The 25212-nt window shown below is 73.6% G+C and carries 21 protein-coding genes; 8 read left to right on the plus strand and 13 right to left on the minus strand.

The window, feature by feature from the left end:
- Window positions 1-50: 50 nt before the first annotated feature.
- From ACWCV3_RS06040 to ACWCV3_RS06060, 5 genes are all read right to left on the minus strand, one after another.
- Entirely contained in the window at window positions 51-674 is a 624-nt protein-coding gene (locus tag ACWCV3_RS06040; RefSeq protein WP_451219028.1) for a GntR family transcriptional regulator, read from the minus strand.
- Between the two features lie 290 nt (window positions 675-964).
- Window positions 965-2785, minus strand: a complete 1821-nt coding sequence (sucB, locus tag ACWCV3_RS06045) for a 2-oxoglutarate dehydrogenase, E2 component, dihydrolipoamide succinyltransferase (protein ID WP_451219031.1) — start codon at window positions 2783-2785, stop codon at window positions 965-967.
- 61 nt (window positions 2786-2846) lie between these two features.
- Window positions 2847-4235 carry a dihydrolipoyl dehydrogenase gene (gene lpdA / locus ACWCV3_RS06050; protein ID WP_451219034.1) on the minus strand — a complete coding sequence of 463 codons (1389 nt, stop codon included), beginning with the start codon at window positions 4233-4235 and terminating at the stop codon, window positions 2847-2849.
- Window positions 4236-4475: 240 nt separating this feature from the next.
- On the minus strand, window positions 4476-6002 hold the full coding sequence (locus ACWCV3_RS06055) for a leucyl aminopeptidase (protein ID WP_451219037.1): 1527 nt from the start codon (window positions 6000-6002) through the stop codon (window positions 4476-4478).
- Window positions 6003-6240: 238 nt separating this feature from the next.
- The gene (locus ACWCV3_RS06060; RefSeq protein WP_451219040.1) at window positions 6241-7053 is read right to left on the minus strand and encodes an adenosylcobinamide-GDP ribazoletransferase; all 813 of its coding nucleotides are present in this window, start codon (window positions 7051-7053) and stop codon (window positions 6241-6243) included.
- Window positions 7054-7114: 61 nt separating this feature from the next.
- Between ACWCV3_RS06060 and ACWCV3_RS06065 the strand changes: the two genes are divergently transcribed.
- A complete protein-coding gene (locus tag ACWCV3_RS06065; RefSeq protein ID WP_451219043.1) occupies window positions 7115-7879 on the plus strand; it encodes a hypothetical protein in 765 nt (254 codons plus the stop codon).
- Here ACWCV3_RS06065 and ACWCV3_RS06070 read toward each other — a convergent pair.
- The 3 genes from ACWCV3_RS06070 to cobT form a co-directional block, all read right to left on the minus strand.
- On the minus strand, window positions 7819-8505 hold the full coding sequence (locus ACWCV3_RS06070) for a hypothetical protein (protein WP_451219045.1): 687 nt from the start codon (window positions 8503-8505) through the stop codon (window positions 7819-7821). The genes ACWCV3_RS06065 and ACWCV3_RS06070 overlap by 61 nt on opposite strands.
- Entirely contained in the window at window positions 8502-10319 is a 1818-nt protein-coding gene (locus tag ACWCV3_RS06075; protein WP_451219048.1) for a phosphatidylglycerol lysyltransferase domain-containing protein, read from the minus strand. The genes ACWCV3_RS06070 and ACWCV3_RS06075 overlap by 4 nt, the downstream gene beginning before the upstream one ends.
- Before the next feature lie 130 nt (window positions 10320-10449).
- Window positions 10450-11541, minus strand: a complete 1092-nt coding sequence (gene cobT, locus ACWCV3_RS06080; protein WP_451219050.1) for a nicotinate-nucleotide--dimethylbenzimidazole phosphoribosyltransferase — start codon at window positions 11539-11541, stop codon at window positions 10450-10452.
- A 131-nt stretch (window positions 11542-11672) separates the two neighbouring features.
- On the opposite strand from cobT, the gene ACWCV3_RS06085 reads away from it, so the two are divergent.
- Window positions 11673-12521 carry a class I SAM-dependent methyltransferase gene (locus ACWCV3_RS06085; RefSeq protein WP_451219053.1) on the plus strand — a complete coding sequence of 283 codons (849 nt, stop codon included), beginning with the start codon at window positions 11673-11675 and terminating at the stop codon, window positions 12519-12521.
- On the opposite strand, the gene ACWCV3_RS06090 is transcribed toward ACWCV3_RS06085, so the two are convergent.
- Entirely contained in the window at window positions 12518-13717 is a 1200-nt protein-coding gene (locus tag ACWCV3_RS06090) for a bifunctional adenosylcobinamide kinase/adenosylcobinamide-phosphate guanylyltransferase (protein WP_451219056.1), read from the minus strand. The genes ACWCV3_RS06085 and ACWCV3_RS06090 overlap by 4 nt on opposite strands.
- A 133-nt stretch (window positions 13718-13850) precedes the next feature.
- Between ACWCV3_RS06090 and ACWCV3_RS06095 the strand changes: the two genes are divergently transcribed.
- Complete coding sequence (locus ACWCV3_RS06095; RefSeq protein WP_451219059.1) at window positions 13851-14063, plus strand: hypothetical protein; 213 nt, start codon at window positions 13851-13853, stop codon at window positions 14061-14063.
- A gap of 53 nt (window positions 14064-14116) precedes the next feature.
- On the opposite strand, the gene ACWCV3_RS06100 is transcribed toward ACWCV3_RS06095, so the two are convergent.
- The 3 genes from ACWCV3_RS06100 to ACWCV3_RS06110 form a co-directional block, all read right to left on the minus strand.
- The gene (locus tag ACWCV3_RS06100; protein ID WP_451219062.1) at window positions 14117-15190 is read right to left on the minus strand and encodes a S1C family serine protease; all 1074 of its coding nucleotides are present in this window, start codon (window positions 15188-15190) and stop codon (window positions 14117-14119) included.
- 148 nt (window positions 15191-15338) lie between these two features.
- Window positions 15339-16079, minus strand: a complete 741-nt coding sequence (locus ACWCV3_RS06105) for a class I SAM-dependent methyltransferase (protein WP_451219661.1) — start codon at window positions 16077-16079, stop codon at window positions 15339-15341.
- Between the two features lie 71 nt (window positions 16080-16150).
- A complete protein-coding gene (locus tag ACWCV3_RS06110; RefSeq protein ID WP_451219065.1) occupies window positions 16151-16747 on the minus strand; it encodes a DUF3043 domain-containing protein in 597 nt (198 codons plus the stop codon).
- A 306-nt stretch (window positions 16748-17053) separates the two neighbouring features.
- Here ACWCV3_RS06110 and ACWCV3_RS06115 point away from each other — a divergent pair, with 306 nt between their 5' ends.
- On the plus strand, window positions 17054-17851 hold the full coding sequence (locus tag ACWCV3_RS06115; protein ID WP_451219068.1) for a PspA/IM30 family protein: 798 nt from the start codon (window positions 17054-17056) through the stop codon (window positions 17849-17851).
- Between the two features lie 33 nt (window positions 17852-17884).
- On the plus strand, window positions 17885-18163 hold the full coding sequence (gene pspAA / locus ACWCV3_RS06120; protein ID WP_451219071.1) for a PspA-associated protein PspAA: 279 nt from the start codon (window positions 17885-17887) through the stop codon (window positions 18161-18163).
- On the opposite strand, the gene ACWCV3_RS06125 is transcribed toward pspAA, so the two are convergent.
- A complete protein-coding gene (locus tag ACWCV3_RS06125; RefSeq protein WP_451219074.1) occupies window positions 18164-19564 on the minus strand; it encodes a hypothetical protein in 1401 nt (466 codons plus the stop codon).
- Between the two features lie 150 nt (window positions 19565-19714).
- Between ACWCV3_RS06125 and ACWCV3_RS06130 the strand changes: the two genes are divergently transcribed.
- The 3 genes from ACWCV3_RS06130 to ACWCV3_RS06140 all read left to right on the plus strand — a co-directional run bounded on the left by ACWCV3_RS06130 (window position 19715) and on the right by ACWCV3_RS06140 (window position 24883).
- A complete protein-coding gene (locus tag ACWCV3_RS06130) occupies window positions 19715-20935 on the plus strand; it encodes a sensor histidine kinase (protein ID WP_451219077.1) in 1221 nt (406 codons plus the stop codon).
- The gene (locus ACWCV3_RS06135) at window positions 20932-21609 is read left to right on the plus strand and encodes a response regulator (RefSeq protein ID WP_451219080.1); all 678 of its coding nucleotides are present in this window, start codon (window positions 20932-20934) and stop codon (window positions 21607-21609) included. The genes ACWCV3_RS06130 and ACWCV3_RS06135 overlap by 4 nt, the downstream gene beginning before the upstream one ends.
- A 157-nt stretch (window positions 21610-21766) precedes the next feature.
- A complete protein-coding gene (locus tag ACWCV3_RS06140; protein WP_451219083.1) occupies window positions 21767-24883 on the plus strand; it encodes an efflux RND transporter permease subunit in 3117 nt (1038 codons plus the stop codon).
- Window positions 24884-25212: the final 329 nt, after the last annotated feature.

Raw genomic sequence — 25212 nt, forward strand, 5'->3', positions numbered from 1 at the left:
GGCACGCCGTGCCTTGTTTTCGCAGGTGAGCGGAGTGCCGCTCAGTCGGTTCAGGGGCGGGGCGCGCAGCCCAGCACGTGGGCCTTCACCAGCTCGGCGATCCGGGGGTCGCGGCGCTGGAACGCCTGCACCAGCTCCTCGTGCTCCTCGGCGTACGACTGCTGGACGGTGCCGAGCCAGCGGATCGACAGGGCGGTGAAGACCTCGATGCCGAGCCCCTCCCACGTGTGCAGCAGCACCGAGTTGCCCGCGGCGCGGACGAGTTCGCGGTGGAAGCCGACGGTGTGGCGGACCTGGGCGGTGCCGTCTCCGGCCTGGTCGGCCTCGTAGAGGGCCGCCACGTGGGGCTCCAGGGCCTCGCAGCTCTCCGCCAGGGCCTCGGCCGCGAGCTCCGCCGCGATGGCCTCCAGGCCGGCTCGGACCGGGTAGCTCTCCTCCAGGTCGGCCGCGGTCAGGTTGCGGACGCGTACGCCCTTGTTGGGGGCCGACTCGATGAGGCGGAGGGATTCCAGTTCGCGGAGGGCCTCCCTGACCGGGGTCTGGCTGACCTCCAGCTCGGTGGCGATCCTCCGCTCCACGATGCGCTCGCCCGGCTGCCAGCGGCCGCTGACGATGCCCTCCACGATGTGCTCGCGGATCTGTTCGCGCAGCGAGTGGATTACGGGCGCGGTCATTCTGGGCTCCTTCGCGAGGCGGCTCTACGACGATACGGGGGCAGTCGCTTGCCCGTAGTGCGCATAGGGGTGCTTTTGCCCAGGTGAGACGAGGGGCACAGGGTGTTTTCGATCGGTCTCGCCAAAGGGGGGCGGGTTTGGGGCGGATGCGGCGCCGGAGTGGCCGCTCGCGCCCGCGCGGCGAGCCGCACCTCAGCACGGCCCCGCTCCCGGGGCCTGTTCCACCGGCCCGCGCCGAAACGGCGAAGCCCCCCTGTCCTCCGACAGGGGGGCTTCACAGGCCGTGGGGGTTACAGGCCGAGCTCCACCTCGAACTCGCCCGCCTCCAGGATCTGCTTGACCGTGGTCAGGTAGCGGGCCGCGTCGGCGCCGTCGACCAGACGGTGGTCGTAGGAGAGGGTCAGGTAGGTCATGTCGCGGACGGCGATGACCGTGCCCTCCTCCGTCTCCAGGACGGCCGGGCGCTTCACCGTGGCACCGATGCCGAGGATGGCGACCTGGTTCGGCGGCACGATGATCGTGTCGAACAGGGCGCCGCGCGAACCGGTGTTGGAGATGGTGAAGGTCGCACCGGACAGCTCGTCCGGGGTGATCTTGTTGGCGCGGACCTTGCCGGCCAGCTCCGCGGTCGCCTTGGCGATGCCCGCGAGGTTGAGGTCACCGGCGTGCTTGATGACCGGGGTCATCAGGCCCTTCTCGGAGTCCACCGCGATACCGACGTTCTCGGTGTCGAAGTAGGTGATGGTGCCCTCGGCCTCGTTGATGCGGGCGTTGATGACCGGGTGGGCCTTCAGCGCCTGCGCGGCGGCCTTGACGAAGAACGGCATCGGGGAGAGCTTGACGCCCTCACGGGCGGCGAAGCCGTCCTTGGCCTTGCCGCGCAGCTTCATCAGACGCGTGACGTCGACCTCGACGACCGAGGAGAGCTGGGCCTGCTCGGTCAGCGCCTTGACCATGTTGTCGCCGATGACCTTGCGGATGCGGGTCATCTTGACGGTCTGGCCACGCAGCGGGGAGACCTCCAGCGCCGGGGCCTTCTTCGCCGCGGCCGGAGCCTGCGCCGCGGCCGGAGCCGGGGCAGCGGCCTTCGCGGCCTCGGCGGCGGCGATGACGTCCTGCTTGCGGATGCGGCCACCGACACCGGTGCCCTTGACCGAGCCCAGGTCGACGCCGTTCTCGGCGGCGAGCTTGCGGACCAGCGGGGTCACGTAGGCGCCCTCGTCGGTCGCCTGGGTGGCGGTCGGCGCGCTCGGCGCGGTGGCCGGAGCCTGGGCGGGCGCGGGAGCCGGGGCGGACGGGGCCGGGTCGGGAGCCGGTGCGGTCTGCTGCTGCGGCGCCGGAGCCGAAGGGGCCTGCGGGGCCGGAGCCTGCGGGGCCGGTGCGGCGGGGGCAGCCGGAGCCGGAGCAGCCGGAGCCGGAGCGGCCGGGGCCTCGGCGGCGGGCGCCTTCGGGGCCTCGGGGGCGGCGGCCGGGGCGGCACCCGCGGCACCGATGACGGCCAGCTTGGCGCCGACCTCGGCGGTCTCGTCCTCGCCGACCACGATCTCCAGCAGGGTGCCCGAGGTGGGCGCCGGGATCTCGGTGTCGACCTTGTCCGTGGAGACCTCGAGCAGCGGCTCGTCGGCCTCGACGGAGTCGCCGACCGACTTCAGCCAGCGGGTGACGGTGCCCTCGGTGACCGACTCGCCCAGCGCCGGCAGGACCACGTCGGTGCCCTCGGCGGAACCGCCGCCGGAGGTCGCCTCGGCGGTCGGCGCCGGGGCGGGCGCCGCCTGCTCGGTGGACGGGGCGGACTGCGGGGCCTCTTCGGCGGCCGGAGCCTCGGCGGGGGCCTCGGCGGCGGCCGGGGCAGGGGCCTCGGCGGGGGCGCCGGAGCCGTCGTCGATCAGGGCCAGCTCGGCGCCGACCTCGACGGTCTCGTCCTCGGCGACCTTGATGGAGGCCAGCACACCCGCGACGGGGGCCGGGATCTCGGTGTCGACCTTGTCGGTGGAGACCTCGAGCAGCGGCTCGTCGGCCTCGACGCGCTCGCCCTCGGCCTTCAGCCAGCGGGTGACAGTGCCCTCGGTGACGCTCTCGCCGAGCGCCGGAAGGGTTACGGAAACCGCCATGGTTTCTGTTGCTCCTTAGGAATTGCGGAAGTCTGTGTCGTCGCGCCCGGGGGCCGAAGGCTCAGTCGTGGGCGTGCAGCGGCTTTCCGGCCAGCGCCAGGTGCGCCTCGCCGAGCGCCTCGTTCTGCGTCGGGTGGGCGTGGATGAGCTGGGCCACCTCGGCGGGCAGCGCCTCCCAGTTGTAGATGAGCTGGGCCTCGCCGACCTGCTCACCCATACGGTCACCCACCATGTGGACACCGACCACGGCACCGTCCTTGACCTGGACGAGCTTGATCTCGCCCGCGGTCTTGAGGATCTTGCTCTTGCCGTTGCCCGCGAGGCTGTACTTCAGGGCGACGACCTTGTCCGCGCCGTAGATCTCCTTGGCCTTGGCCTCGGTGATGCCGACGGAGGCGACCTCCGGGTGGCAGTACGTCACACGCGGGACGCCGTCGTAGTCGATCGGGACGGTCTTGAGACCGGCCAGCCGCTCGGCGACCAGGATGCCTTCGGCGAAGCCGACGTGGGCGAGCTGCAGGGTCGGGACGAGGTCACCGACGGCCGAGATGGTCGGCACGTTGGTGCGCATGTACTCGTCGACCAGGACGTAGCCGCGGTCGATGTTGACGCCCTGCTCCTCGTACCCGAGGTTCTGCGAGACCGGGCCGCGGCCGACGGCGACGAGGAGGACCTCGGCCTCGAACTCCTTGCCGTCGGCGAGGGTGACCTTGACACCGTCCTGGGTGTACTCGGCCTTCTCGAAGAAGGTGCCCAGGTTGAACTTGATGCCGCGCTTGCGGAACGCGCGCTCCAGGAGCTTGGAGGAGTTCTCGTCCTCGACCGGCACGAGGTGCTTCAGGCCCTCGATGACGGTGACGTCGGCCCCGAAGGACTTCCACGCCGACGCGAACTCGACGCCGATGACACCGCCGCCGAGGATGATCGCGGACTTGGGCACGCGGTCCAGGACGAGGGCGTGGTCGGAGGAGATGATCCGGTTGCCGTCGATCTCCAGGCCCGGCAGCGACTTCGGCACCGAGCCGGTCGCCAGCAGGACGTGGCGGCCCTCGACGCGCTGCCCGCCCACGTCCACCGACGTGGGGGAGGACAGCCGGCCCTCACCCTCGATGTACGTCACCTTGCGGGAGGCGATCAGGCCCTGGAGGCCCTTGTAGAGGCCCGAGATCACGTCGTCCTTGTACTTCTGGACGGCGGGGACGTCGATGCCCTCGAAGGTCGCCTTGACGCCGAACTGCTCGCTCTCGCGGGCCTGGTCGGCGATCTCGCCCGCGTGCAGCAGGGCCTTGGTGGGGATGCACCCCTTGTGCAGACAGGTGCCGCCGACCTTGTCCTTCTCGATCAGGGCGACGTCCAGGCCAAGCTGCGCTCCGCGCAGGGCCGCGGCGTAACCACCGCTGCCACCGCCGAGGATCACTAGGTCGAAAACGGTGCTGGCGTCGTTCGCCACGTCACGTCCTCCATGCATGTGCGCCTGTGCCGGTCTCCGATGACCGGCAGGCGGCTGGTGTCCGGCCGCTCAATGCTTCGGCCCTGTGGTGGGGGCCCTGTCCTGCCGGGCTCCATCTTTGCACCTGTCGGGGGTGCGACGGACGCCGGGCCGGGGTGTGAGACGTCCCACGTCCGCTCCGGACGTCTCACGCCGGGGGCGCGGACCGGTCGGTCCGCGCCCCCGGTGCCCTTCGCGGGGTCAGCCGAGCTCGCCGTCGGCGGCCTGCTCGGCCAGCCTGACCAGGGTGCGCACGGCGGTGCCGGTGCCGCCCTTGGGCGTGTAGCCGAAGGGGCCGCCCTCGTTGTAGGCCGGGCCCGCGATGTCCAGGTGGGCCCAGGTGATGCCCTCGCCCACGAACTCGCGCAGGAACAGGCCGGCGACCAGGCCGCCACCCATCCGCTCGCCCATGTTGGCGATGTCGGCGACGGGGGAGTCCATGCCCTTGCGCAGGTGCTCCGGGAGCGGCATCTGCCAGGCCGGCTCGCCGGACTCCTCGGCCACCTCGTGCAGCGTGGTGCGGAAGGCGTCGTCGTTGGCCATGATCCCGAAGGTGCGGTTGCCCAGTGCCAGCACCATCGCGCCGGTCAGCGTGGCCACGTCCACGATCGCGTCCGGCTCCTCGGCCGAGGCCGCCCACAGCGCGTCGGCCAGCACCAGGCGGCCCTCGGCGTCGGTGTTGAGCACCTCGACGGTCTTGCCGCTGTACATGCGCAGCACGTCACCGGGGCGGGTGGCCGAGCCCGACGGCATGTTCTCGGCGAGCGCCAGCCAGCCGGTCACGTCGACCTTGAGGCCGAGGCGGGCCGCCGCGACGACGGCGGCGAACACGGCGGCGGCACCGGCCATGTCGCACTTCATCGTCTCGTTGTGCCCGGCGGGCTTCAGCGAGATGCCGCCCGAGTCGTAGGTGATGCCCTTGCCCACGAAGGCGAGGTGCTTCTCCGCCTCCGGGTGCTTGTACGCCAGCTTCACCAGGCGCGGGGTGGCCGCCGAGCCGCCGCCGACACCGAGGATGCCGCCGTAGCCGCCGTCCTTGAGGGCCTGCTCGTCCAGCACCTCGACGGTGAGGCCGTGCTCGTCGGCCGCGGCCTGCGCGACGGCGGCGAACGCCTCGGGGTCCAGGTCGTTCGGCGGGGTGTTGACGAGGTCGCGGGCGCGGTTCAGCTCCTCGCCGACCGCCCTCGCGCGGTCGACGGCCGCCCGGTGTCCGGCCGCGTCCTCGTCGCCGGCGAGCAGCACGGCCTCGCCGAGCGGGCCGCTGGCGTCCTTCGCCTCGCCGTCCTTCGGGCTCTCCTTGTACGCGTCGAAGGCGTACGCGCCGAGCAGCACGCCCTCGGCGATCGCGGCCAGCGCGCCCGGGCCGTCGACGGGGAGAGCGAAGGACGCCTTCTTGGTGCCGGAGAGGCCACGGGCGGCCACACCGGCGGCCCGGCGCAGCGTCTCGGTGTCGTACCCGGCGTCCGCCTCGGGCTCGGCGCCCAGGCCCACCGCCACCACGAGGGGGGTGTCGAGACCGGCGGGGGCGGGCAGCTTGGTCAGCTCGCCCTCGGCGCCGGAGGCACCGAGGGTCTTGAGGACGCCGGCCAGCCCGCCGTCGTACGCCTGGTCCACGGCCTCGGCGCCGGGCGCCACGACGGGGCCCGTGCCGGCCTTGGCGACACCGATCACGATCGCGTCGGCCCGCGGGCCCGGCGCCGCGGCTGGCTTGAGAGTCAGAGCAGTCACGGTGGTGAAATCTCGCTTCCGAATGTGAGGTTTGCTGGGGCCGTTTGCGCAAGCCGGTCGTCCGTGAGGGGCGACCGCCGCAAGGGGTGGGTCGACTCCCTGTCGGCGAACACCCGGCATGAGACTACGCGCGTACGTGCGTTCGCTCACGGCCGAGGACCACCCTGCCGTCCGCGCTTCGGGCGACCCTGCCGGCCAGATGGGGCAACTCGCCTCAGGAACCGCAGAGTTGCCGCTCTCATCCGCCCGGCGGACCGGTGCCTCCCACACACAGCACGAACAGCGCGGCCGTGGCCGCCGTCTCCGCGAGGGCGCCGAACACGTCCCCGGTGACCCCGCCGAAGCGGGTGAGGCACCGGCGCAGCAGTAGTTCGGCCGGAACCATGCAGAGCGGCACGGCCGCCGCCGCGCGCACCCCCTCCCACGGCCCGAGCAGCGCCCCGCCCACCCCGGCCGCCAGCGTCACCGCCGCCCCCACCGCCACCGCCCCCGGTACCGGCACCACTCCGGCCACCGCCGCGCCCAGCCCCTCGGGCCGGGCGGCCGGCACCCCGGCGCGCGCGGCCAGCGTGAGCGCCAGCCGGGCCGCGACCCCGGAGACGACGGCCCCGAGCGCACCCCGCGCCCACGAGTCGCCGTACAGCCCGGCGAGCGCGGCGACCTGAGCGAGCAGCGTCAGCACCAGGGTGAGCACACCGAACGGCCCGATGTCGGACCGCTTCATGACGGCGAGCGCCTCCCCGGCGGGCTTGCCGCTGCCCAGCCCGTCGGCGGTGTCCGCGAGCCCGTCCAGGTGCAGCCCCCGGGTGAGCGCGGCCGGCACGGCGACGGAGGCGACGGCCGCGAGCAGCGGGCCGGTGCCCAGCAGCAGGAACGACAGCCCGAGCGCGGCGGACGCGAGGCCGGCGGCCAGTCCGGTCAGCGGCGCGCACAGCATGCCCGCCCGCGCGGCCGTCCGGTCCCAGTGGTGCACCCGGACCGGGATCACGGTGAGGGTGCCGAAGGCGAAGCGGGGTCCGTCCAGCGGGCCGGGCGGCGGGGTCTCGGGCATCGGCGCAGGCTACCTGGGCTGTCGCCGGGCCCGGCCGGCGGGCCGGGGATAAAGTGCGCACATGGGGCACTGGTGGGAGCGGAACATCCTGGAACCGGGCAAGCTTCCGCTGCTGCTGGCCCTCTTCTCCTTCGTGGTCACCTTCGTCGTGACCCGGATCATCGTCCGGCTGATCCGCGCCGGGAAGGGCCCGTTCGGCAACGTCCAGGCGGGCGGGCTGCACATCCATCACGTGGTGCCCGGTGTGGTGCTGACCGTCGTCGGTGGTTTCGGCGCCGTCGCAAGTGACCGGCACGGCGCGGGCGGTGCGATCGCCGCAGTGGTCTTCGGCATCGGCGCCGGTCTGGTGCTGGACGAGTTCGCGCTGATCCTGCACCTGGACGACGTGTACTGGAGCGCGGAGGGCCGCAAGAGCGTCGAGGTCGTGGTCGTCACCGCCGCGATGGTCGGGCTGCTGCTCGCGGGCTTCTCGCCGTTCGGCGTCAACGACCTCTCGCACGACGAGTTGCAGGACCGGGGCGAGGTCATCGCGTTCGTCGTCGCCAACTTCCTGATCTCGCTGGTCGCGTTGAGCAAGGGCAAGACCCGTACCGCCGTGTTCGGCGCGATCGTGCCCCTGCTGGCCGTCGCGGGCGCCGTCCGGCTGGCCCGCCCCGCCTCGTTCTGGGCGCGGCGCTTCTACGGCCGGCGTCCACGAGCGCGTGCCCGGTCCCTGCTGCGGGCCTACCGGCACGACCGGCGCTGGGCGGGGCCCCAGCGGGTCGTTCAGGACTGGATCGGCGGCAAGCCCGACCCGTCACCGGCCCGGCTGCCCAGCGGCGACTGAAGCCCCACCAGGCACAGGGGGCCCACGACGAGCAGCGCCGCCAGATGCTCCTTGCCGGCCAGGTTGTCCTTGAGCAGCACCTCGATCACCATCGCGGCCGGTACCGCCACCGCCGTCACGCGGGCGTGGTGCCGTACCGCGACGTACACCGCGAGCCCGACCACGGCGGCCGAGGGGCCGGTGTCCACCACCAGCGCGTCCGAGGCGGGCAGGCCGAAGGGGGCGTGCGGGCCGAGGGCGACGCCGACACGGGCGTACAGGGTCCCCGCGAGCGTCGCGGTGTAGGCGATGAGCAGGGTGCGGCGGCGGCCCAGGCAGAGTTCCGCGACGCCGAACACGCAGAGCACCTGCGCCAGCGCGCCCCACACCGGGAGGTCCAGGGCGGGCACGAACAGGGAGAGCGGGGTGCGCAGCAGGGCCAGCCACAGCGGGTCGGCGGCCCGTACGGCGCCGGCCGCCTCCACCAGGGCGAAGCCCCAGGGCTGGTTCTGCGCGAACTGGAGCAGCGCGGTCAGGCCCACCGCGCCGAACGTGAGCGGCGCCCCGAGCAGCGGGCCGCGCGCGAGCAGCACCGCCCGCAGGGCCGCGTACAGCGGGCCCCACTCGGCGCGCGCCCACGCTCTCACCGGTGGGTCTCCAGATGTCTGCGGTGCAGCCACTTCGGCAGGCCCGGCGCTTCCAGGAACCCCTCCGCGCGGGCCGCCGCCAGGGCGATGCGCGGCAGGTCCGCGCTCTTCTCGAAGAGCAGGAAGCGCGGCTCCCAGATCGGCCGGTACTTGGCGTTGGCCCGGTACAGCGACTCGATCTGCCACCAGCGGGAGAAGAAGCTCAGCAGCGAGCGCCACAGCCGCAGCACCGGCCCGGCGCCGAGGCGGGCGCCGCGCTCGAACACCGAGCGGAACACGGCGAAGTTCAGCGAGACCTGGCTGATGCCGAGCTCCCGCGACCTGCGCAGGAGGTCGATCACCATGAACTCCATCAGCCCGTTGTCGCTGTCCCGGTCACGGCGCATCAGGTCCAGCGAGAGCCCGCCGGGGCCCCACGGCACGAACGACAGCAGGGCGCGCAGCCGGCCCTCGGCGTCGGTGCACTCCAGCATCACGCACCGGCCGTCCCCGGGGTCCGCGAGCCGGCCCAGCGCCATGCTGAAGCCGCGTTCGGTGGCGCCGTCCCGCCAGTCGTCGGCCCGCTCCACGAGACGGGCCATCTCGGCCGCCGGGATGTCCTCGTGCCGCCGCATCCGCACCTCGTACCCGGCCCGCCGCACCCGGTTGTACGCCTGCCGCACGGTGCGCATCGCGCGGCCCTCCAGAGTGAACTCGGCGACCTCCACGACGGCTTCGTCACCGAGTTCGAGCGCGTCCATGCCGTGCCGGGCGTAGACGGTCCCGGCCTCCTCGCTCGCTCCCATCACCGCGGGAATCCAGCCGTGGGCGCGTGCCTCGGTGAGCCAGGGCACGATCGCGCCGGGCCATGCCTCGGGGTCGCCCAGCGGGTCTCCGGAGGCCAGGCTGACCCCGCCCACCACCCGGTAGGCGACGGCCGCCTTGCCGGTCGGGGACCACAGCACGCTCTTCTCGCGGCGCAGCGCGAAGTAGCCGAGGGAGTCCCGTTCGCCGTGCTTGTCCAGCAGTTCCCGCAACCGCTTCTCGTCGTCCTCGGTGAGCGGGTCGACGGCGCGGCGGGAGCGGAACGCGGCGTACAGGACCGCGAGGAGGAGGGCGGTGCTGAGCACGTTGACGGTGACATCGGCCCAGCCCGGCGGATCGATACCGGGGAAGCCGGACTCCTCGGTGGCCACCGACACCAGCCGCAGCGTGCCGTACTGCCAGCGCTCCAGGAAGGTCGAACGGGCCGCGTCCGGGGCCCGGTTGGTGGCCGTCACCAGCAGCGCGGCGAGCAGCGAGGCGGCCGTACCGCCACCCAGGGCCACGGACGCGGCGAGGCGGGGGTTGGCCCGGTCGCCCTTGGCGTAGAACTCCCGGCGGCCGAGCAGCAGGACGGCGACGAAGGCGGCCGTCAGCGCCAGCGAGACCCAGTTCTGCGGGGAGCGGCGGATCTCCGGGAAGGCCATGGCGACCGCGAACAGCGCCAGGAACGCCCCGCTGAGCACCAGGTTCAGGATCCACGCGGCCCGCTTGCGCCGCCGCATGGTGATGGCCAGGAACGCGGTGAACACGCCCGAGGCGAAGCCGGCCGTCAGCAGGTACGGCGTGAACAGGTTCTCCTGGTTGTGGCGTCGCACGTCCTGGCCCAGCGAGACCCACACCGCGCTGAGGAAGTTGACGAACGCGACGGCCCGCAGGTACCAGACGGCGCCGGTGGCGGCCCGGCGGGACGACACCCCGCCCGGCCGCCGCCCCGGCCGCCCGGTCCACTGGTCAGGTTCCGTCCGCCGGTCCGGTTCGCTCGACCGTTCGGCAACTCGGGCATCTCCCATGAACGGTGATCATATGTCCGCATTTGACGTAAATCGCGTTCATCGGGGCCGAGGGGCGCGGCTGGGCTGGCGCTGTGACCGGAAAGGTTTGCCGGACGCCGCGAGCCGGTGAACCTTCCCGGTCACAGCACTAGACGGTCTCCTCCGCCTCCTGGGGCTCCGCGGCCTTCTCCGCCTCCGGGCGCTCCGGAAGCTCGGCGGCCAGGGCCGCGGCCGAGCGGACCAGGGGGAGGGCGAGCAGGGCGCCCGCGCCCTCGCCCACCCGTACGCCCTGGGTGACCAGCGGCTCCATCGCCATGCGGTCCAGCGCCTTGGCCTGCCCCGGCTCACCGCTGTCGTGTCCCGCGAGCCACCAGTCCGGCGCCCGGAACGCCACCCGCTGGCCCACCAGCGCGCAGGCCGCGGCCACCACGCCGTCCAGGATCACCGGCAGCTTGCGCACCGCGCACTGGAGCAGGAACCCGGTCATCGCCGTCAGGTCGGCGCCTCCCACCGTCGCCAGCAGTGCGAGCTGGTCGCCGAGGACCGGACGCGCCCTGCGCAGCGCGTCCCGTACCGCCGCGCACTTGCGCATCCAGGCCAGGTCGTCGATGGCCTCGCCGCCGCGCCCGGTCACCACCGAGGCGTCCGTCCCGCACAGCGCGGCCACCAGCACCGCCGCCGCCGTCGTGCCGCCGACGCTCACGTCGCCGAGGACCACCAGGTCCGTGCCGGAGTCGGCCTCCTCGTCGGCCACGGCCATGCCCGCCCGGAACGCCGCCTCGGCCTCCTCGGCGGTCAGCGCGTCCTCCACGTCGATCCGGCCGCTGCCGCGCCGCACCCGGTGCCGGGTCACCTCGGCGGGAAAGGCGTCCGGTTCGCAGTCCAGCGCCAGGTCGACCACTCGTACCGGCACGTCCAGGCGGCGGGCCAGCACCGCGGCCGGGCTCGCGCCCTCCAGCACCGCCCGGACCAGGCCGGCCGCGCCGCCCCCGGGGCGGCGGGAGACGTCGAGGGCGGCGACGCCGTGGTCACCGGCGAACAGGATCAGCTTGGGCCGTTCGACGGGCCGTACCGGTACCGCGCCCTGCGCGGCCGCCAGCCACTCGCCCAGCTCGTCCAGCCGGCCCAGCGCGCCGGACGGTACGGCCAGGCGCTCCCGCCGCGCCTCGGCGTCCCGGCGCACGCCGCCGTCCGGGCGCTCGATCAGATCGGTGAAGTCGTCGAGTTGAAGGCTGTCCATTCGCGGAACAGTACCGCCCGCGCGCGCGACGCCCCGCGCCACACCGCCACCACGCCCGGCGTACGTCATTGCACCCAAGATCGGCATCCCCTACGTTCCGGTTTACCGCGAAATGCCCTACAGGAGCCGCCATGCCGTCCTCGCCCTCCGCCCCGCAGGTCAGTGGCCGGTTCCCCGGCCCGCGCCGCGAGGACTGTCCCTGGTGCGGCTCGGTCCGTCTGCGCACCCGGCTGCGCGGGCCCCGCGCCCTGGCCCTGGACGAGTGCGAGGCGTGCGCCCACGCCTTCCAGAACCCCCGGTCCCCGGCCGACGCCCCCTCGCCGGCCGCCCGCTCCCACCGCGCCACCGCCCGGGCCCTCGCCGCATGGCTGGCCGAGCCCGAGAGCTGGCTCGACGTCGGCACCGGGCACGGTCACTTCCCCGAGGCCGCGCGGGAGTTCTTCCCGTACACCAGCTTCGACGGGCTCGATCCCACCGCACGGGTCGAACGGGCGCTCGCCGAGGGCCGGGTCGAGGAGGCCCACCGGGGGCTGCTCGCCACGCCCGGCGTCACCGACCGGCTGCGCGCCCGCTACGACGTGGTCAGCATGCTCCACCACCTGGCCCACGTCCCCGACCCCCGCGCCGAACTGCGGGCCGCGCTGACCGTGCTCCGCCCCGGCGGCCACCTCGTCGTCGAGGCCGCGGCCCCCGACAGCGCCTACGCCACCCTCCTGGGCTCCCACTGGCTTCCGCACCGGCACGCCCACCTGCTCCCGCTGCCCAACCTGGAGGCCGAACTGCACGCCCTGGACTGCGCGGTCACCACCACGGCCCGCGTCCACCAGCCCCAGGACCTCGCCACGACCCTCCCCCGCCCCCTGCGCGCCCCCCTGGCGGCGGCCACCGCCCTGGACCGCCTTCTGGCCCCCCTGACCCGCCGGACCCGCTTCGCCAGCACCTACCGGGTCGTGGCCCGCAAACCGGGCCGGAGGCCCTAACCCCGCAGCACCAGCGCCTGCCCCGCCACCACCAGCACGACGTGCTCGCACTCCGCGGCGAACGCCGCGTTCAGGCGACCCAGTTCGTCGCGGTAGCGGCGGCCCGACGGAGTGGCGGGGACGATGCCGGAGCCGACCTCGTTGGAGACGGCGACCACCGTGCGCCGGGTCTCGCGCACCGCCCGGGTCAGTTCGTGGACCCGGTCGCGCAGCGCCTTCTCCCCGCCGTCGGCCCACTGCGCGTCGTCCCAGGCGCCGACCGCGTCCATCACGTCGGTGAGCCAGAGGGAGAGGCAGTCGATGAGCAGGGGCGGGCCGTCCTCCGCGAGGAGCGGGACCAGATCCGTCGTCTCCGCCGTACGCCAGGAGCCGGGACGGCGTTCGCGGTGCGCGGCGACCCGGTCCGCCCATTCGCGGTCCCCGGCGCGGGTGCCGCCGGTCGCCGCGTAGACCACGTCCGGGAAGGACCCCAGCCGCCGTTCCGCCTCCACCGACTTGCCCGAACGGGCGCCGCCCAGCACCAGCGTCCGGCGCGGCACGTCCGGCACCTCGTCGTACGCGCCCACCGTCAGCGTCACCCCGTCCGGCACCGCCCGCGCCCCCGCCGCCGCCAGCCGCCGGGGCAGTTCCGCCGCCTGCGGCACGTCGTGGTCCAGGTGGACCGCGACGACGTCGGTCGCCGGACCCACCCCGCCCGCCGCTCGCAGCCGGGCCAGCGCGTCCGGGCGCCCCACGATGTCGGCCAGCACCATGTGGTACGGCTCCGCCACCGCTTCGAGGCCCGCCGGGGACCCGCCCGGCGGCAGGTACAGCAGCTTCAGCCCGTCCGGCCCGGTGACCTCGTACCCGGTGCCGCCCGCGTCCATCGCCAGCGCCCGGACCCGGTGCCCCGTCAGCAGGGTCAGGTCGCGGCCGTCCGGCACCCGGACCGGCTGCGGCAGCCCGGCGGGGACCTCCACGGCGGGCCCCTCGTGCGGGTGGGAGAGGAGCACCTGGCGGACCCGGCCCAGCGAGTGCCCGGCGCGGGCGGCGGCGAAGGCGGCGCCCGGCGTCAGGTCCAGCAGCAGCGCCCCGTCCACCAGCAGCGCGGTGGCCGCCCGCGAGTCCGGGCCGAGCGCGCTCGCGCACACGGCGCAGGGGCAGTCGGGGCGGGGCAGCCCCGAGGGGGCACCGGTGCCGAGCAGAGTGACGTCCACGGAACCGATTTTCACCTGTCCCGGCCGGCGCCGCGCACCGGGTCACCTGAGCGGACGATGATCCACGATGGGCTGTGGGCGCCCTCGCCGACCGCATACGCTGCCCGCAGGAGTCGGATCGAAGGAGGCCCGCATGACAGCTTGGACGTGGCGGTTCGAGAAGGCCGACGGGACGGAGGTCCCGCCCGCCGTGGAGCCCGAGGAGTTCACCACGCAGGGCGACGCCGAGTCCTGGGTCGGCGAGAACTGGAAGGCGCTGCTGGAGGGCGGCGCGGAACAGGTGCGCCTCTTCGAGGAGGGCACCGAGATCTACGGGCCGATGAGCCTCGACGCCGAAGGGGTGTAGGGCAGGGCCGGACCGGCGGGGGTGGGGGCTTCCCGCTCCCGTCACCGGTGTCCTCACTGCTCCCCGAGCGTCACCTCGGCCGTGTGCCGGGAGCCCGAGCGCTGGTAGGTGACCGTGACCTTCTCGCCGGGCTTCCTCGCCGCCAGCGCTTCGGCGAGTTCCGTGGTGGAGCCGACCGCGGTGTCATCCAGCCGGATGATCACGTCACCCGCCTCGAGTCCCGCCTTCGCGGCCGGCCCGCCCCGCTTCACGGTGACCACCGCCGCACCGGCGGGCCGGTAGCCGCCGTCCACCACCGTGCGGACCGTGACACCCAGCGCGGCCCGGCCCGAGTCGGTGACCTTGCCGGTGGCGATGATCTGCCCGGCGACCGTGCGCACCATGGACGCCGGGATGGCGAAGCCGATGCCCGGCGCCGCCCCGCCCTGCATGCCGGGGTCGGCCGCGCCGAGCGTCGGGATGCCGATGACCTGGCCGTCCAGGTTCACCAGGGCGCCGCCGCTGTTGCCCGGGTTGATCGCGGCCGAGGTCTGCACCATGTTGGGGATCGTGGCACCCGTACCGCCGTCGTCGCCTGGCTCGCTGACGGTGCGTCCGGTGGCCGAGACGATGCCCTGGGTCACGCTGGAGGACAGCCCCAGCGGGGAGCCCATGGCCAGCACGATCTGGCCGACCGCCACCTTGTCCGAGCTGCCGAACACCGCCGGGCGCAGACCCGCCGGGACCTTGTCCAGCTTGATCACCGCGAGGTCCTGCTCGGGGTAGGAGTACACCAGACTCGCCGCCAGCGGTTCCTCGCTGCGGGCCGTGGTCACCCGGAAGGTCTTCTCCGAGCCCACCACGTGCGCGTTGGTGACGAGGTGGCCCTTGTCGTCGTAGACCACGCCCGAACCGAGGGACTGCCCCGCCTGGATCTGCACGACCGAGGGCAGGACGTCCTTGATGACCTTCTGGTACTGGTCCTGGAGGTCGTCCGCCGCCATCGGCAGCGCCGCCTGCGCGGTCGGCGGCCCGCCCTTCCGGGCCGGGTCCGCCGGGTCCGAGCAGCCGCCCACGAGCACGGCGGCGCACACCAGCACGACGGCCACGGCGCCCCTGCGCCCGGCCCGGATACGGGAAGCGTCCATGGACGAGTCTCCCCACGAGCCCCGCGGCACGGCCCGCCGAGTACACCCGAACGAGAGGACCCGGGGCCTCTCTTCCGGATCGTGCCGGGCTCGCGGTCCACAGCACCGGACCCCGCTCCCCGAACCGGCCCGATCCGGACGAAAGTCCCTAGCCCCGCACCCCGCACAGGTGCAGCAGTTCCGCGATCCCCCGGTAGGGGTCCGTGCGGCACGCGCGTTCCTCGACGGCGAGGAGGGCCTCCAGGTCGTCGGGGGAGACCGGGGCGGACGGGACGCGGCCGGCGAAGACCTGGACGCCGTACCAGGCGTGCAGCGGGGCGGCGATGCCGTGCAGGGTGGCCGTCAGGGCGGCGAGGCGGTCGGCGCGGCCCCCGGGAGCGGGGGCCGGACCGGTGGCACTGCCGGCCTCGGTGCGCGAGCGGGGGAGCAGGGCTGCGCCGTCCAGCGCGGCCAGCGCCCCGGCCCAGTCGCCGGCGAGGCCGGGCCCCGCGGCGAGGGCGTCGCCGTTGCGCACCAGCAGGGACAGCAGTCCGCCGGGCGCCAGCATCCGGGCCAGCCCGGCCACCAGCGCGTCGGGCTCCTCGACGTGCATCAGCACCCCGTGGCACAGCACCACGTCGAAACTGCCCGGCAGGAAGTGCACCCCGGTGTCCCGGCCCTCGCCCTGCACCAGCCGGACCCGCTCGCGGATGCCGTCCGGCTCACCGGTCAGCGCCGCACGCGCGGCCGCGACCAGTTCCGGGTCGCGCTCGACTCCGGTGACCCGGTGGCCGAGCCGGGCCAGCCGCAGCGCCTGAGCGCCCCGGCCCATACCGACGTCGAGGACCCGCAGCCGCCGCCCGACGGCGAAGGCGCGGGCGAGCTGCTCGTCCAGTTGCCGGGCGACCAGGTGCTGCCGGACCAGCTCGCCCGGCGTGCGCGGCCCCGCCGGGGCCGCCGTGCCGGGAGCGGCCTCTGCGCTCAGGGCCGCTCTCCGCGCTTGACCTGAGGCTTGGGCAGCCGCAGCCGGCGCATCTGGAGCGAGCGCATCAGGCCGTACATGACCGCGCCCCGACGGTTCGTGTCCGGGAACTTCTCGGCGAGCCGCTTGCGCAGCCGGTAGCCGCTGAAGGCGGAGTCGACGAGGATCAGCACGATCACGATCAGCCACAGCAGCAGCGCGATGCTCTGGATCGAGGGCACCCGCACCACGCTGAGGATCAGGATCACGACGGCCAGCGGCAGGAAGAACTCCGCCACGTTGATCCGCGAGTCGACCCAGTCACGGGCGAACTTGCGCACCGGCCCCTTGTCCCGGGCGGGCAGGTACCGCTCGTCGCCCCCGGCGAGCGCGCGGCGCTGCCGGTCCAGGGCCTGACGGCGGTCCTCGCGCTGCCGCTTGGCGGCGTCCTTGCGGGACACGGGCGTACTGGCGACACTGCGGCGCTGGGTCTGGGCCTCACTGCGCTTCGGCGTGGGCCGACCCTTGGGGGCCTGCGGGTCGCGGGGCTGCATGGAGCCGGTCACCTGCGCCTTGTCGGCGGGTGCCTTCTCTTCCTTCGCACGGCTACGGAACACAAAACCCAAGGGTACGGGCATCACCGGTATGGACCCCAGTCCCGACGGGAACGATCCGGCAACGCCGGACGTCTATCGGGGTACAGAGGGGACGTCCTGGACGCTTCCCGGGCGAGTCGCACACCCGGCGCGGCGTCATCCCGGGGACCACCTACTCCTCACGCCGGAGTGGCCGGGCCGGGGCTCGTCCTTGGGGAGGAGCGCATCGCCGCCCGAACGGTGCGGTAATGGTGGCAGGGCCCGTACTGTGGGTTCTGTCGCAGGATCGGTGAGCTGGAGTCCGTCAGAAGGGGGCGCGCGAAGCCCATGAGCGGTGTCATGAAGCGTATGGGAATGATCTTCCGCGCGAAGGCGAACAAGGCCCTTGACCGGGCCGAGGACCCGCGCGAGACCCTTGACTACTCGTACCAGAAGCAGCTGGAGCTGCTCCAGAAGGTGCGGCGCGGTGTCGCCGACGTGGCGACCTCCCGCAAGCGCCTGGAGCTCCAGCTCAACCAGCTGCAGCAGCAGTCCGGGAAGCTGGAGGACCAGGGCCGCAAGGCGCTGGCGCTCGGCCGGGAGGACCTCGCCCGCGAGGCGCTGTCCCGCCGCTCCGCCCTACAGCAGCAGGTCACGGACCTGGAGACGCAGCACGCCACCCTCCAGGGCGAGGAGGAGAAGCTGACCCTCGCGGCCCAGCGCCTCCAGGCCAAGGTGGACGCCTTCCGTACGAAGAAGGAGACCATCAAGGCCACCTACACCGCCGCCCAGGCGCAGACCCGCATCGGGGAGGCGTTCTCCGGCATCTCCGAGGAGATGGGCGACGTGGGCATGGCGATCCAGCGGGCCGAGGACAAGACGGCCCAGCTCCAGGCGCGGGCCGGCGCGATCGACGAACTGCTCGCCTCCGGCGCGCTGGACGACCAGTCCGGCACGGCCAAGGACGACATCCAGGCCGAGCTGGACCGCCTCTCCGGCGGTTCGGACGTGGAGCTGGAACTCCAGCGCATGAAGGCCGAGCTGGCCGGGGGCCCCTCCTCCCAGCAGCAGGCCATCGAGGGCGGTACGGGCGGTCAGCAGGCTCCGCAGCAGCCGCAGGACACCCCCCGCTTCGACAAGCAGTAGTCCGCCGCCGGGACCCGGGCCGAGGAGGCCGCAGTGATCGTACGGATCATGGGTGAGGGCCAGCTGAGGCTGGACGACTCCCGCTTCCCTGAGCTGAACGAGCTGGACGACGAACTGCTCGCCGAGGTCGAGGGCGGTGACGAGGAGGGCTTCCGGCGCACCCTGCACGCCCTGCTGGAAGCCGTCCGCAAGCGGGGCACCCCGCTCCCGGACGACTCCCTGGAGCCCTCCGAGCTGATCCTGCCCGCCCCGGACGCCACCGTGCGGGAGGTCCGGGAGATGCTCGGCGACGACGGGCTGATCCCCGGCTGATCAGCCCAGCGTGAAGACGGTGGAGCGGGACTTCCGCCACTCCGGGTGGGCGAGGTCCTTGGCCTCGGTCCCGTCCCCGTAGAGGTCGGCGCTGCCGTCGTCGGTGACGAGCCGGACCCGGCCCCCGGACACGTCCAGGTCGGGCACCGACACCACGGACTCCCAGCCGCCCGCGTCCGCCGTGGGCAGGTCGAGCACCTTCACGGGCCGGTGCCCGGCCACGCCGTCCCAGCGGAACAGGGCGTAGGGCGCGCTGTTGTCCTCGGCCGCCCAGGACCCGGCGACGATCAGGTACTGCCCCCTGTCGTTCCGGCGCAGATCGCGCACCGAAAGACCTCCGAGGTCCAGCTCGACGGGGGTGCCGAAGGCCGCCTTCGTACCGCGGACCACCTGGTCCATGTTGGTCACCGGCACGAGCAGCGCCCTGCCGCCCTCGCTCGGCGGCACCAGCGGTGCGCGGAAGCCGACGTAGGCGGTGGTGGTGGAGCCGGGAGCGAACTCCAGGCCCTCCACGTTGAAGCCGTCCACCTGCTTGGGGGTCTGGCCGTCGGCGGTGGCGGCCGCGAAGCCGTACCGGTCGCCGTTGGCCTCGTCCCAGGCCACCAGGTCGTCCCGCAGCCTGTGCCCGGCGCTGCCGAACGCCACCGAGGTCCCGGCGCCGGAGCCGGAGAGGGTGGTGGTGAAGACCGTGTTCCGGTCCGCCTTGTACACGCCGTCCTTGTTGTTCCCGAGCGATCCGGTCCAGTAGACGGTGTTCCCGACGCGGGCCGCGCCCTCGATGTCGACCTCCTTGGAGGCGCCCAGCGCGGAGGACAGGTCCCAGCTCCGCACCGGCGCGCCCGAGGCCGATCCGTCGTACAGGCGCAGGGTGTTGTCCTCGTCATCGGCCACCAGGACATAGCCGCCGCCCGCGTCCACGGCGGCGGATGCGTCCGAGGCACCGGTGAGATAGCGGGCGTCGGCCGACTGCTGGACGGCGGGGGAGGCCGCGTAGTGCAGGGTCGTGGTGGCGGACTTGCCGTCGGCGCCGGTCACCTTCAACGTGAGGTCGGCATACCCCCGGGCGCGGGCGGTCACCGCGACCGTTCGGCTGCCGCCGGTGCCGGTGATCCGGACGTCCCCGGTGCCCGCCACCGTGCTCCGGCTGCTCCCCGACGCCGTCACCGTCAGCCCCGAGGAGTCCGCGCCGCTCTGCGCCACGGTCACCGTCACCACCGGGTCGCCGGTCGCACCGACCGCGCCGGACAGGTAGGCGGCCGACAGCTTGATCGTCGGGGTGCCGGTGGACGCCGCGTGCACCGTGGCGGCCGGGCCGAGCACCGCCAGCAGGGCGACGGCGGTGGCGGTGGGGAGGAGGCGGGAGGCGGGAGGACGCACGGTCACTGCCTTTCGACGAGGCATCGGGTCCGGGCGGCCCGCTTGCCGACGAGAAGGCTCGGCCGACCCGGCCAACGACGGGCGTCCACCACCCGTACCCCCGGCGAACACCACCCGACACCTGGCGTCCCGGCGCTCCCCCGCGCTGCCGTCGCGCCCCGTACTGTTCACCGGGTGAGCACTCTCCGACGTGCCCGGCACCAGTTCAAGGCGCACCCCCTCACACTCGACGCGGTCATCGCCGCGGCCGTGCTGCTGTGCATGATCAGCAGCGCCTTCGCCGCGCCCGACGGCGACCACGGTGTGGACTGGGGCGTCCGGCCGCCCGACGCGCTGAGCCTGCTGCTGATGGTCCTGGCCGCCGCGGCCCTCGTGCTGCGCCGGCGCTCCGCACTCGCCGTACTGGCCGCCACCGGCACCTTCGCCCTGATCGAGTGCGTCACCGGCGACCCCCGCGCACCCGTGGCTATGACCACCGTCATCGCCCTCTACACCGTCGCCTCCACCACCGACCGTGCCACCACCTGGCGGGTCGGCCTGCTCACCATGACCGTGCTGACGGCGGCCGCCATGGCCGCCGGACCGCTGCCCTGGTACGCGCAGGAGAACCTCGCCCTCGTCGCCTGGACCGGCATCGGCGCCACCGCGGGCGACGCCGTCCGCAGCCACCGCGCCTTCGTCCAGGCCATCCGGGAGCGCGCCGAACGCGCCGAGCGCACGCGTGAGGAGGAGGCCCGGCGCCGGGTCGCCGAGGAACGCCTGCGCATCGCGCGCGAACTGCACGACGTGGTCGCCCACCACATCGCCCTGGTCAACGTGCAGGCGGGCGTCGTCGCACACGTCATGGACCGGCGTCCCGACCAGGCCAAGGAGGCCCTCGCGCACGTCCGCGAGGCCAGCCGCTCCGCCCTGGACGAACTGCGCGCCACGGTCGGCCTGCTCCGCCAGTCCGACGACCCCGCCGCGCCCACCGAACCCGCCTCCGGCCTCGGCCGCCTCGACGAACTCGCCGGCACCTTCCGCAACGCCGGACTGCCCGTCCAGGTGGCACGCGCCGACCAGGACACCGAACTCCCGGCCGCCGTCGACCTGGCCGCCTACCGGATCGTGCAGGAAGCCCTCACCAACGCCCAGAAACACGCCGGGTCCGGCGCCAGGGCCGAGGTCAGCGTCGTACGGGTCGGCCCCAACATCGAGGTCAGCGTCCTGGACGACGGGGCCGGCGCCTCGGCCGCCTCCGGCACCGGTGGCGGGCACGGGCTGCTCGGAATGCGCGAGCGGGTCACCGCGCTCGGCGGCACCCTCACCACCGGCCCCCGGTACGGCGGCGGCTTCCGCGTCCATGCCATCCTGCCGGTCCAGACCCGCGCCGGGGCCGAGAGGAAGCCCGTATGACCATCCGCGTCCTGCTCGCCGACGACCAGGCGCTGCTGCGCAGCGCGTTCCGGGTGCTGGTCGACTCCGAGCCCGGCATGGCCGTGGTGGGCGAGGCGTCCGACGGCGCCGAGGCGGTCCGGCTGGCCAGGGAGTGCGCCGCCGACGTCGTCCTGATGGACATCCGGATGCCCGGCACCGACGGCCTCGCCGCCACCCGCATGATCGGCGACGACCCGGCTCTCGCCCACGTCCGCGTGGTGATCCTGACCACCTTCGAGGTCGACGACTACGTGGTGCGGGCGCTGCGCGCGGGCGCCTCCGGGTTCCTCGGCAAGGGCAGCGAGCCGGAGGAGCTGCTCACCGCGATCCGGCTCGCCGCGAGCGGGGAGGCGCTGCTGTCCCCGGCCGCCACCAAGGGCCTGATCGCCCGCTTCCTCGCCCAGTCCGACGCCCCCGTCCCCGACCCGGCCCGGCTGGCCCGGCTCGACGCGCTCACCGTCCGGGAGCGCGAGGTGCTCGTGCTGGTGGCCGGCGGCCACTCCAACGACGAGATCGCCGAGCGGCTGGAGGTCAGCCCGCTCACCGTGAAGACGCACGTCAACCGGGCCATGGCGAAGCTGGGCGCCCGCGACCGGGCCCAGCTCGTCGTCACCGCCTACGAGTCCGGGCTGGTCCGCCCGAGGTCGGACTGATCCCCTCCCCGCCCTACTGCGCGGGGAGTACCGGCCCGCCCCGGAAATGGACCAGGGGCCTACGGGTCAGGTCCCGGCGATGGGCCAGGGTGTGAGGTGGGCGCACAGACGCGTCCCGCCGCAGCTTCTGCCGCTCACAGAAGAGAGAACCCGTCCCATGTCCTGGCTGTCCCGGTTCAGCCTCGCGCAACGGGCCCTGATCGGCCTGATGTCGCTCATCGCGCTGGTCTTCGGCCTGATCGCGATACCCCAGATCAAGCAGCAACTGCTGCCCACCATCGACCTGCCCATGGTCTCGGTGATCGCCCCCTACCAGGGCGCCTCGCCCGACGTGGTGGAGAAGCAGGTCGTCGAGCCCATCGAGGACGGCCTCCAGGGCGTCGACGGCGTCACCTCGGTCACCTCCACCGCCAGCGAGGGCAACGCCGTGATCATGGCGTCCTTCGACTACGGCAACGACACCAAGCGGCTCGTCACCGACGTCCAGCAGGCCGTCAACCGCGCCCGCGCCCAGCTCCCGGACGCCGTCGACCCCCAGGTCGTCTCCGGCTCCACCGACGACATGCCGACCGTGGTGCTCGCCGCCTCCTCCGGCACCGACCAGCAGGCGCTCGCCGACCGGCTGGACCGAACGGTCGTCCCCGCGTTGAAGGACATCGACGGTGTCGGCCGCGTCCAGGTCATGGGTGTGCGCGACCTCCAGGTCGCCGTCACCCCCGACGACGCCAAGCTCGCCAAGGCCGGTCTCAGCCCGGCCGCGCTCATCCCGGCGCTCCAGGCGGGCGGCGCGTCCGTCCCGGCGGGCTCCTTCGACGAGAACGGCGCCAACCGCACGGTCCAGGTCGGCGGCGGTTTCACCTCGCTGGACCAGATCAGGGAGCTGCGCGTCGCGGGCCAGGGCGGGGGCAGGGCCGTACGCCTGGCCGACGTGGCCACCGTCGCCGAGCGGCCCGCCCCGGCCGACTCGCTGACCCGTACGGACGGCAGGCCGAGTCTCGCGGTCAACGTCACGATGGACCACGACGGCAGCGCGGTCGCCATCTCCGAAGCGGTCCAGGACCAGCTCCCCGAGCTCCGGGCCGACCTCGGCAAGGACGCGAAGCTCACCGTCGTCAGCGACCAGGGGCCCGCGGTGTCCAAGGCCATCGACGGCCTGACCACCGAGGGCGCGCTCGGCCTGCTGTTCGCCGTGCTGATCATCCTGGTCTTCCTGGCCTCGGTCCGTTCCACGCTGGTCACCGCGGTCTCCATCCCGCTCTCCGTGGTGCTGGCGCTGCTCGTGCTGTGGACGCGCGGTCTCTCGCTGAACATGCTCACGCTCGGCGCGCTGACCATCGCCGTCGGCCGGGTCGTGGACGACTCGATCGTGGTGCTGGAGAACATCAAGCGGCACCTCGGCTACGGCGAGGAGCGCAAGGAGGCCATCCTCGGCGCCGTCCGCGAGGTCGCCGGCGCGGTCACCTCCTCCACCCTCACCACGGTCGCGGTCTTCCTGCCGATCGGCCTGGTCGGCGGCATGGTGGGCGCCCTGTTCGGCTCGTTCAGCATCACCGTGACGGCCGCCCTGCTGGCCTCGCTGCTGGTGTCGCTGACCGTGGTGCCGGTGCTGTCGTACTGGTTCCTGCGCGCACCCAAGGGCACCCCCGAGGACGCCGAGGAGGCCCGCCGCCGGGCCGAGGAGAAGGAGGCCGGCAGCCGCCTCCAGCGCCTCTACGTCCCCGTGCTGCGGTTCGCCACCCGGCGCCGGCTGGTCAGCCTGCTGATCGCGGTCGTCGTGCTGTTCGGCACCTTCGGCATGGCCGGGCTGCTGAAGACCAACTTCTTCGACCAGGGCGAGCAGCAGGTCCTCACCGTCAGGCAGAAGCTGAAGCCGGGCACCAGCCTCGCCGCGACCGACGCGCAGGCCCGTCGGGTGGAGAAGCTGCTCGGCGGGATCGACGGCATCAAGGACTACCAGGTCACCGTCGGCTCCTCGGGCTTCATGGCCGCCTTCGGCGGCGGCACCGACACCAACCAGGCGTCGTACCAGATCATGCTGGAGGACTCCGGCTCCGCCGCCGACGTGCAGCGGGAGCTGGAGGACGGGCTGAAGAAGCTGGACGGCGCGGGGACGACCACCGTCTCGGCGGGCGCGGCCTTCGGCAACCAGGACCTCAGCGTCGTGGTCAAGGCCGCCGACCCCGCGACCCTGCGCACGGCTGCCGAGAAGGTCCGCTCCACCGTGGCCGGTCTGGACGACGTCACCGACGTCAGCAGCGACCTCGCGCAGAGCGTGCCGCGCGTCTCGGTGCGGGCGGGCGCCAAGGCGGCCGCTGCCGGGTTCGACCAGCAGAAGCTCGGCGCGGCGGTCGCGCAGTCGGTGCGCGGTGTCCCGGCGGGCAAGGCCGTCCTGGACGACACCGAGCGCGACATCGTCGTACGGTCCGCCCGTCCGGCCGCCACGCTGGCCCAGTTGAAGGGCCTGCGGCTCGGTTCGGTGAAGCTCGGTGACATCGCCACCGTGAAGCTGGTCGACGGGCCGGTGTCGATGACGAGGATCGACGGTCAGCGGGCCGCGACCGTCACGGCCAGGCCGACCGGGGACAACACCGGCGCGGTCAGCGCCCAGCTCCAGTCGAGGATCAAGGCCCTGAAGCTCCCGGCGGGTGCCACGGCCGAGATCGGCGGTGTCTCCTCCGACCAGGACGACGCCTTCAAGAACCTGGGTCTGGCCATGCTGGCGGCCGTCGCCATCGTGTTCATGCTGCTGGTGGCCACGTTCCGCTCGCTGGTCCAGCCGTTGATCCTGCTGGTCTCCATCCCGTTCGCGGCGACCGGCGCGATCGGCCTGCTCATCGTCACCGGCACCCCGATGGGCGTCCCGGCGATGATCGGCATGCTGATGCTCATCGGCATCGTGGTGACCAACGCGATCGTGCTGATCGACCTGATCAACCAGTACCGCTCCCAGGGACACGGGGTCGTCGAGGCCGTCGTGGAGGGCGGCCGCCACCGGCTCCGCCCGATCCTCATGACCGCCCTGGCGACGATCTTCGCCCTCCTCCCGATGGCGCTCGGAGTCACCGGCGAGGGCGGCTTCATCGCCCAGCCCCTGGCGGTCGTGGTGATCGGCGGCCTGGTCACGTCGACCTTGCTGACCCTCCTCCTCGTCCCGACGCTCTACGCGATGGTCGAACTCCGCAAGGAACGCCGGGCGGCGAAGAAGGCGGCGAAGCGGGGGGACCCGACGGAGCCGGAGGCTTCGGCGGACGAGCCGGAGCCGGTGAAGGCGTAGCCGGCGTCCCCGGCGGCCGGCGGCCCGGAACGCAACACCCGTGCGTTCCGGGCCGTGCCTTCCGTGGCTCACCACGGTGTTCAGGCCTCCAAGGAGGGGGCATGAGCCGGGGGCCCACACGGGAGTGCTCGACTGGCGGCGCCGCCGCCCGGCGAAGAGGGTGATCGTCCGGATCGCCCACGGGGTCGGCACGGGGGACACGCTGCTGTCCGGCGCGATCGCCTACGGCGGGGAAGGGGAGCCCGCCGCGATTCCGGGCGTCGCTGAGGCTTGCGACGACCACTTCCACTTCAGGGCCGACTCCGAACCGCCGTTCGGCGCCGGCGGCT

It is taken from the genome of Streptomyces sp. NPDC001781, from assembly GCF_053596035.1.

Excerpts from the sequence above, each read along its gene's own strand:
- ACWCV3_RS06040 (WP_451219028.1), bottom strand. The coding sequence starts at position 674 with ATGACCGCGCCCGTAATCCACTCGCTGCGCGAACAGATCCGCGAGCAC.
- sucB (WP_451219031.1), bottom strand. The coding sequence starts at position 2,785 with ATGGCGGTTTCCGTAACCCTTCCGGCGCTCGGCGAGAGCGTCACCGAG.
- ACWCV3_RS06060 (WP_451219040.1), bottom strand. The coding sequence starts at position 7,053 with ATGCCCGAGACCCCGCCGCCCGGCCCGCTGGACGGACCCCGCTTCGCC.
- ACWCV3_RS06065 (WP_451219043.1), top strand. The coding sequence starts at position 7,115 with ATGGGGCACTGGTGGGAGCGGAACATCCTGGAACCGGGCAAGCTTCCG.
- ACWCV3_RS06075 (WP_451219048.1), bottom strand. The coding sequence starts at position 10,319 with ATGGGAGATGCCCGAGTTGCCGAACGGTCGAGCGAACCGGACCGGCGG.
- cobT (WP_451219050.1), bottom strand. The coding sequence starts at position 11,541 with ATGGACAGCCTTCAACTCGACGACTTCACCGATCTGATCGAGCGCCCG.
- ACWCV3_RS06085 (WP_451219053.1), top strand. The coding sequence starts at position 11,673 with ATGCCGTCCTCGCCCTCCGCCCCGCAGGTCAGTGGCCGGTTCCCCGGC.
- ACWCV3_RS06095 (WP_451219059.1), top strand. The coding sequence starts at position 13,851 with ATGACAGCTTGGACGTGGCGGTTCGAGAAGGCCGACGGGACGGAGGTC.
- ACWCV3_RS06100 (WP_451219062.1), bottom strand. The coding sequence starts at position 15,190 with ATGGACGCTTCCCGTATCCGGGCCGGGCGCAGGGGCGCCGTGGCCGTC.
- ACWCV3_RS06115 (WP_451219068.1), top strand. The coding sequence starts at position 17,054 with ATGAGCGGTGTCATGAAGCGTATGGGAATGATCTTCCGCGCGAAGGCG.
- ACWCV3_RS06125 (WP_451219074.1), bottom strand. The coding sequence starts at position 19,564 with ATGCCTCGTCGAAAGGCAGTGACCGTGCGTCCTCCCGCCTCCCGCCTC.
- ACWCV3_RS06135 (WP_451219080.1), top strand. The coding sequence starts at position 20,932 with ATGACCATCCGCGTCCTGCTCGCCGACGACCAGGCGCTGCTGCGCAGC.
- ACWCV3_RS06140 (WP_451219083.1), top strand. The coding sequence starts at position 21,767 with ATGTCCTGGCTGTCCCGGTTCAGCCTCGCGCAACGGGCCCTGATCGGC.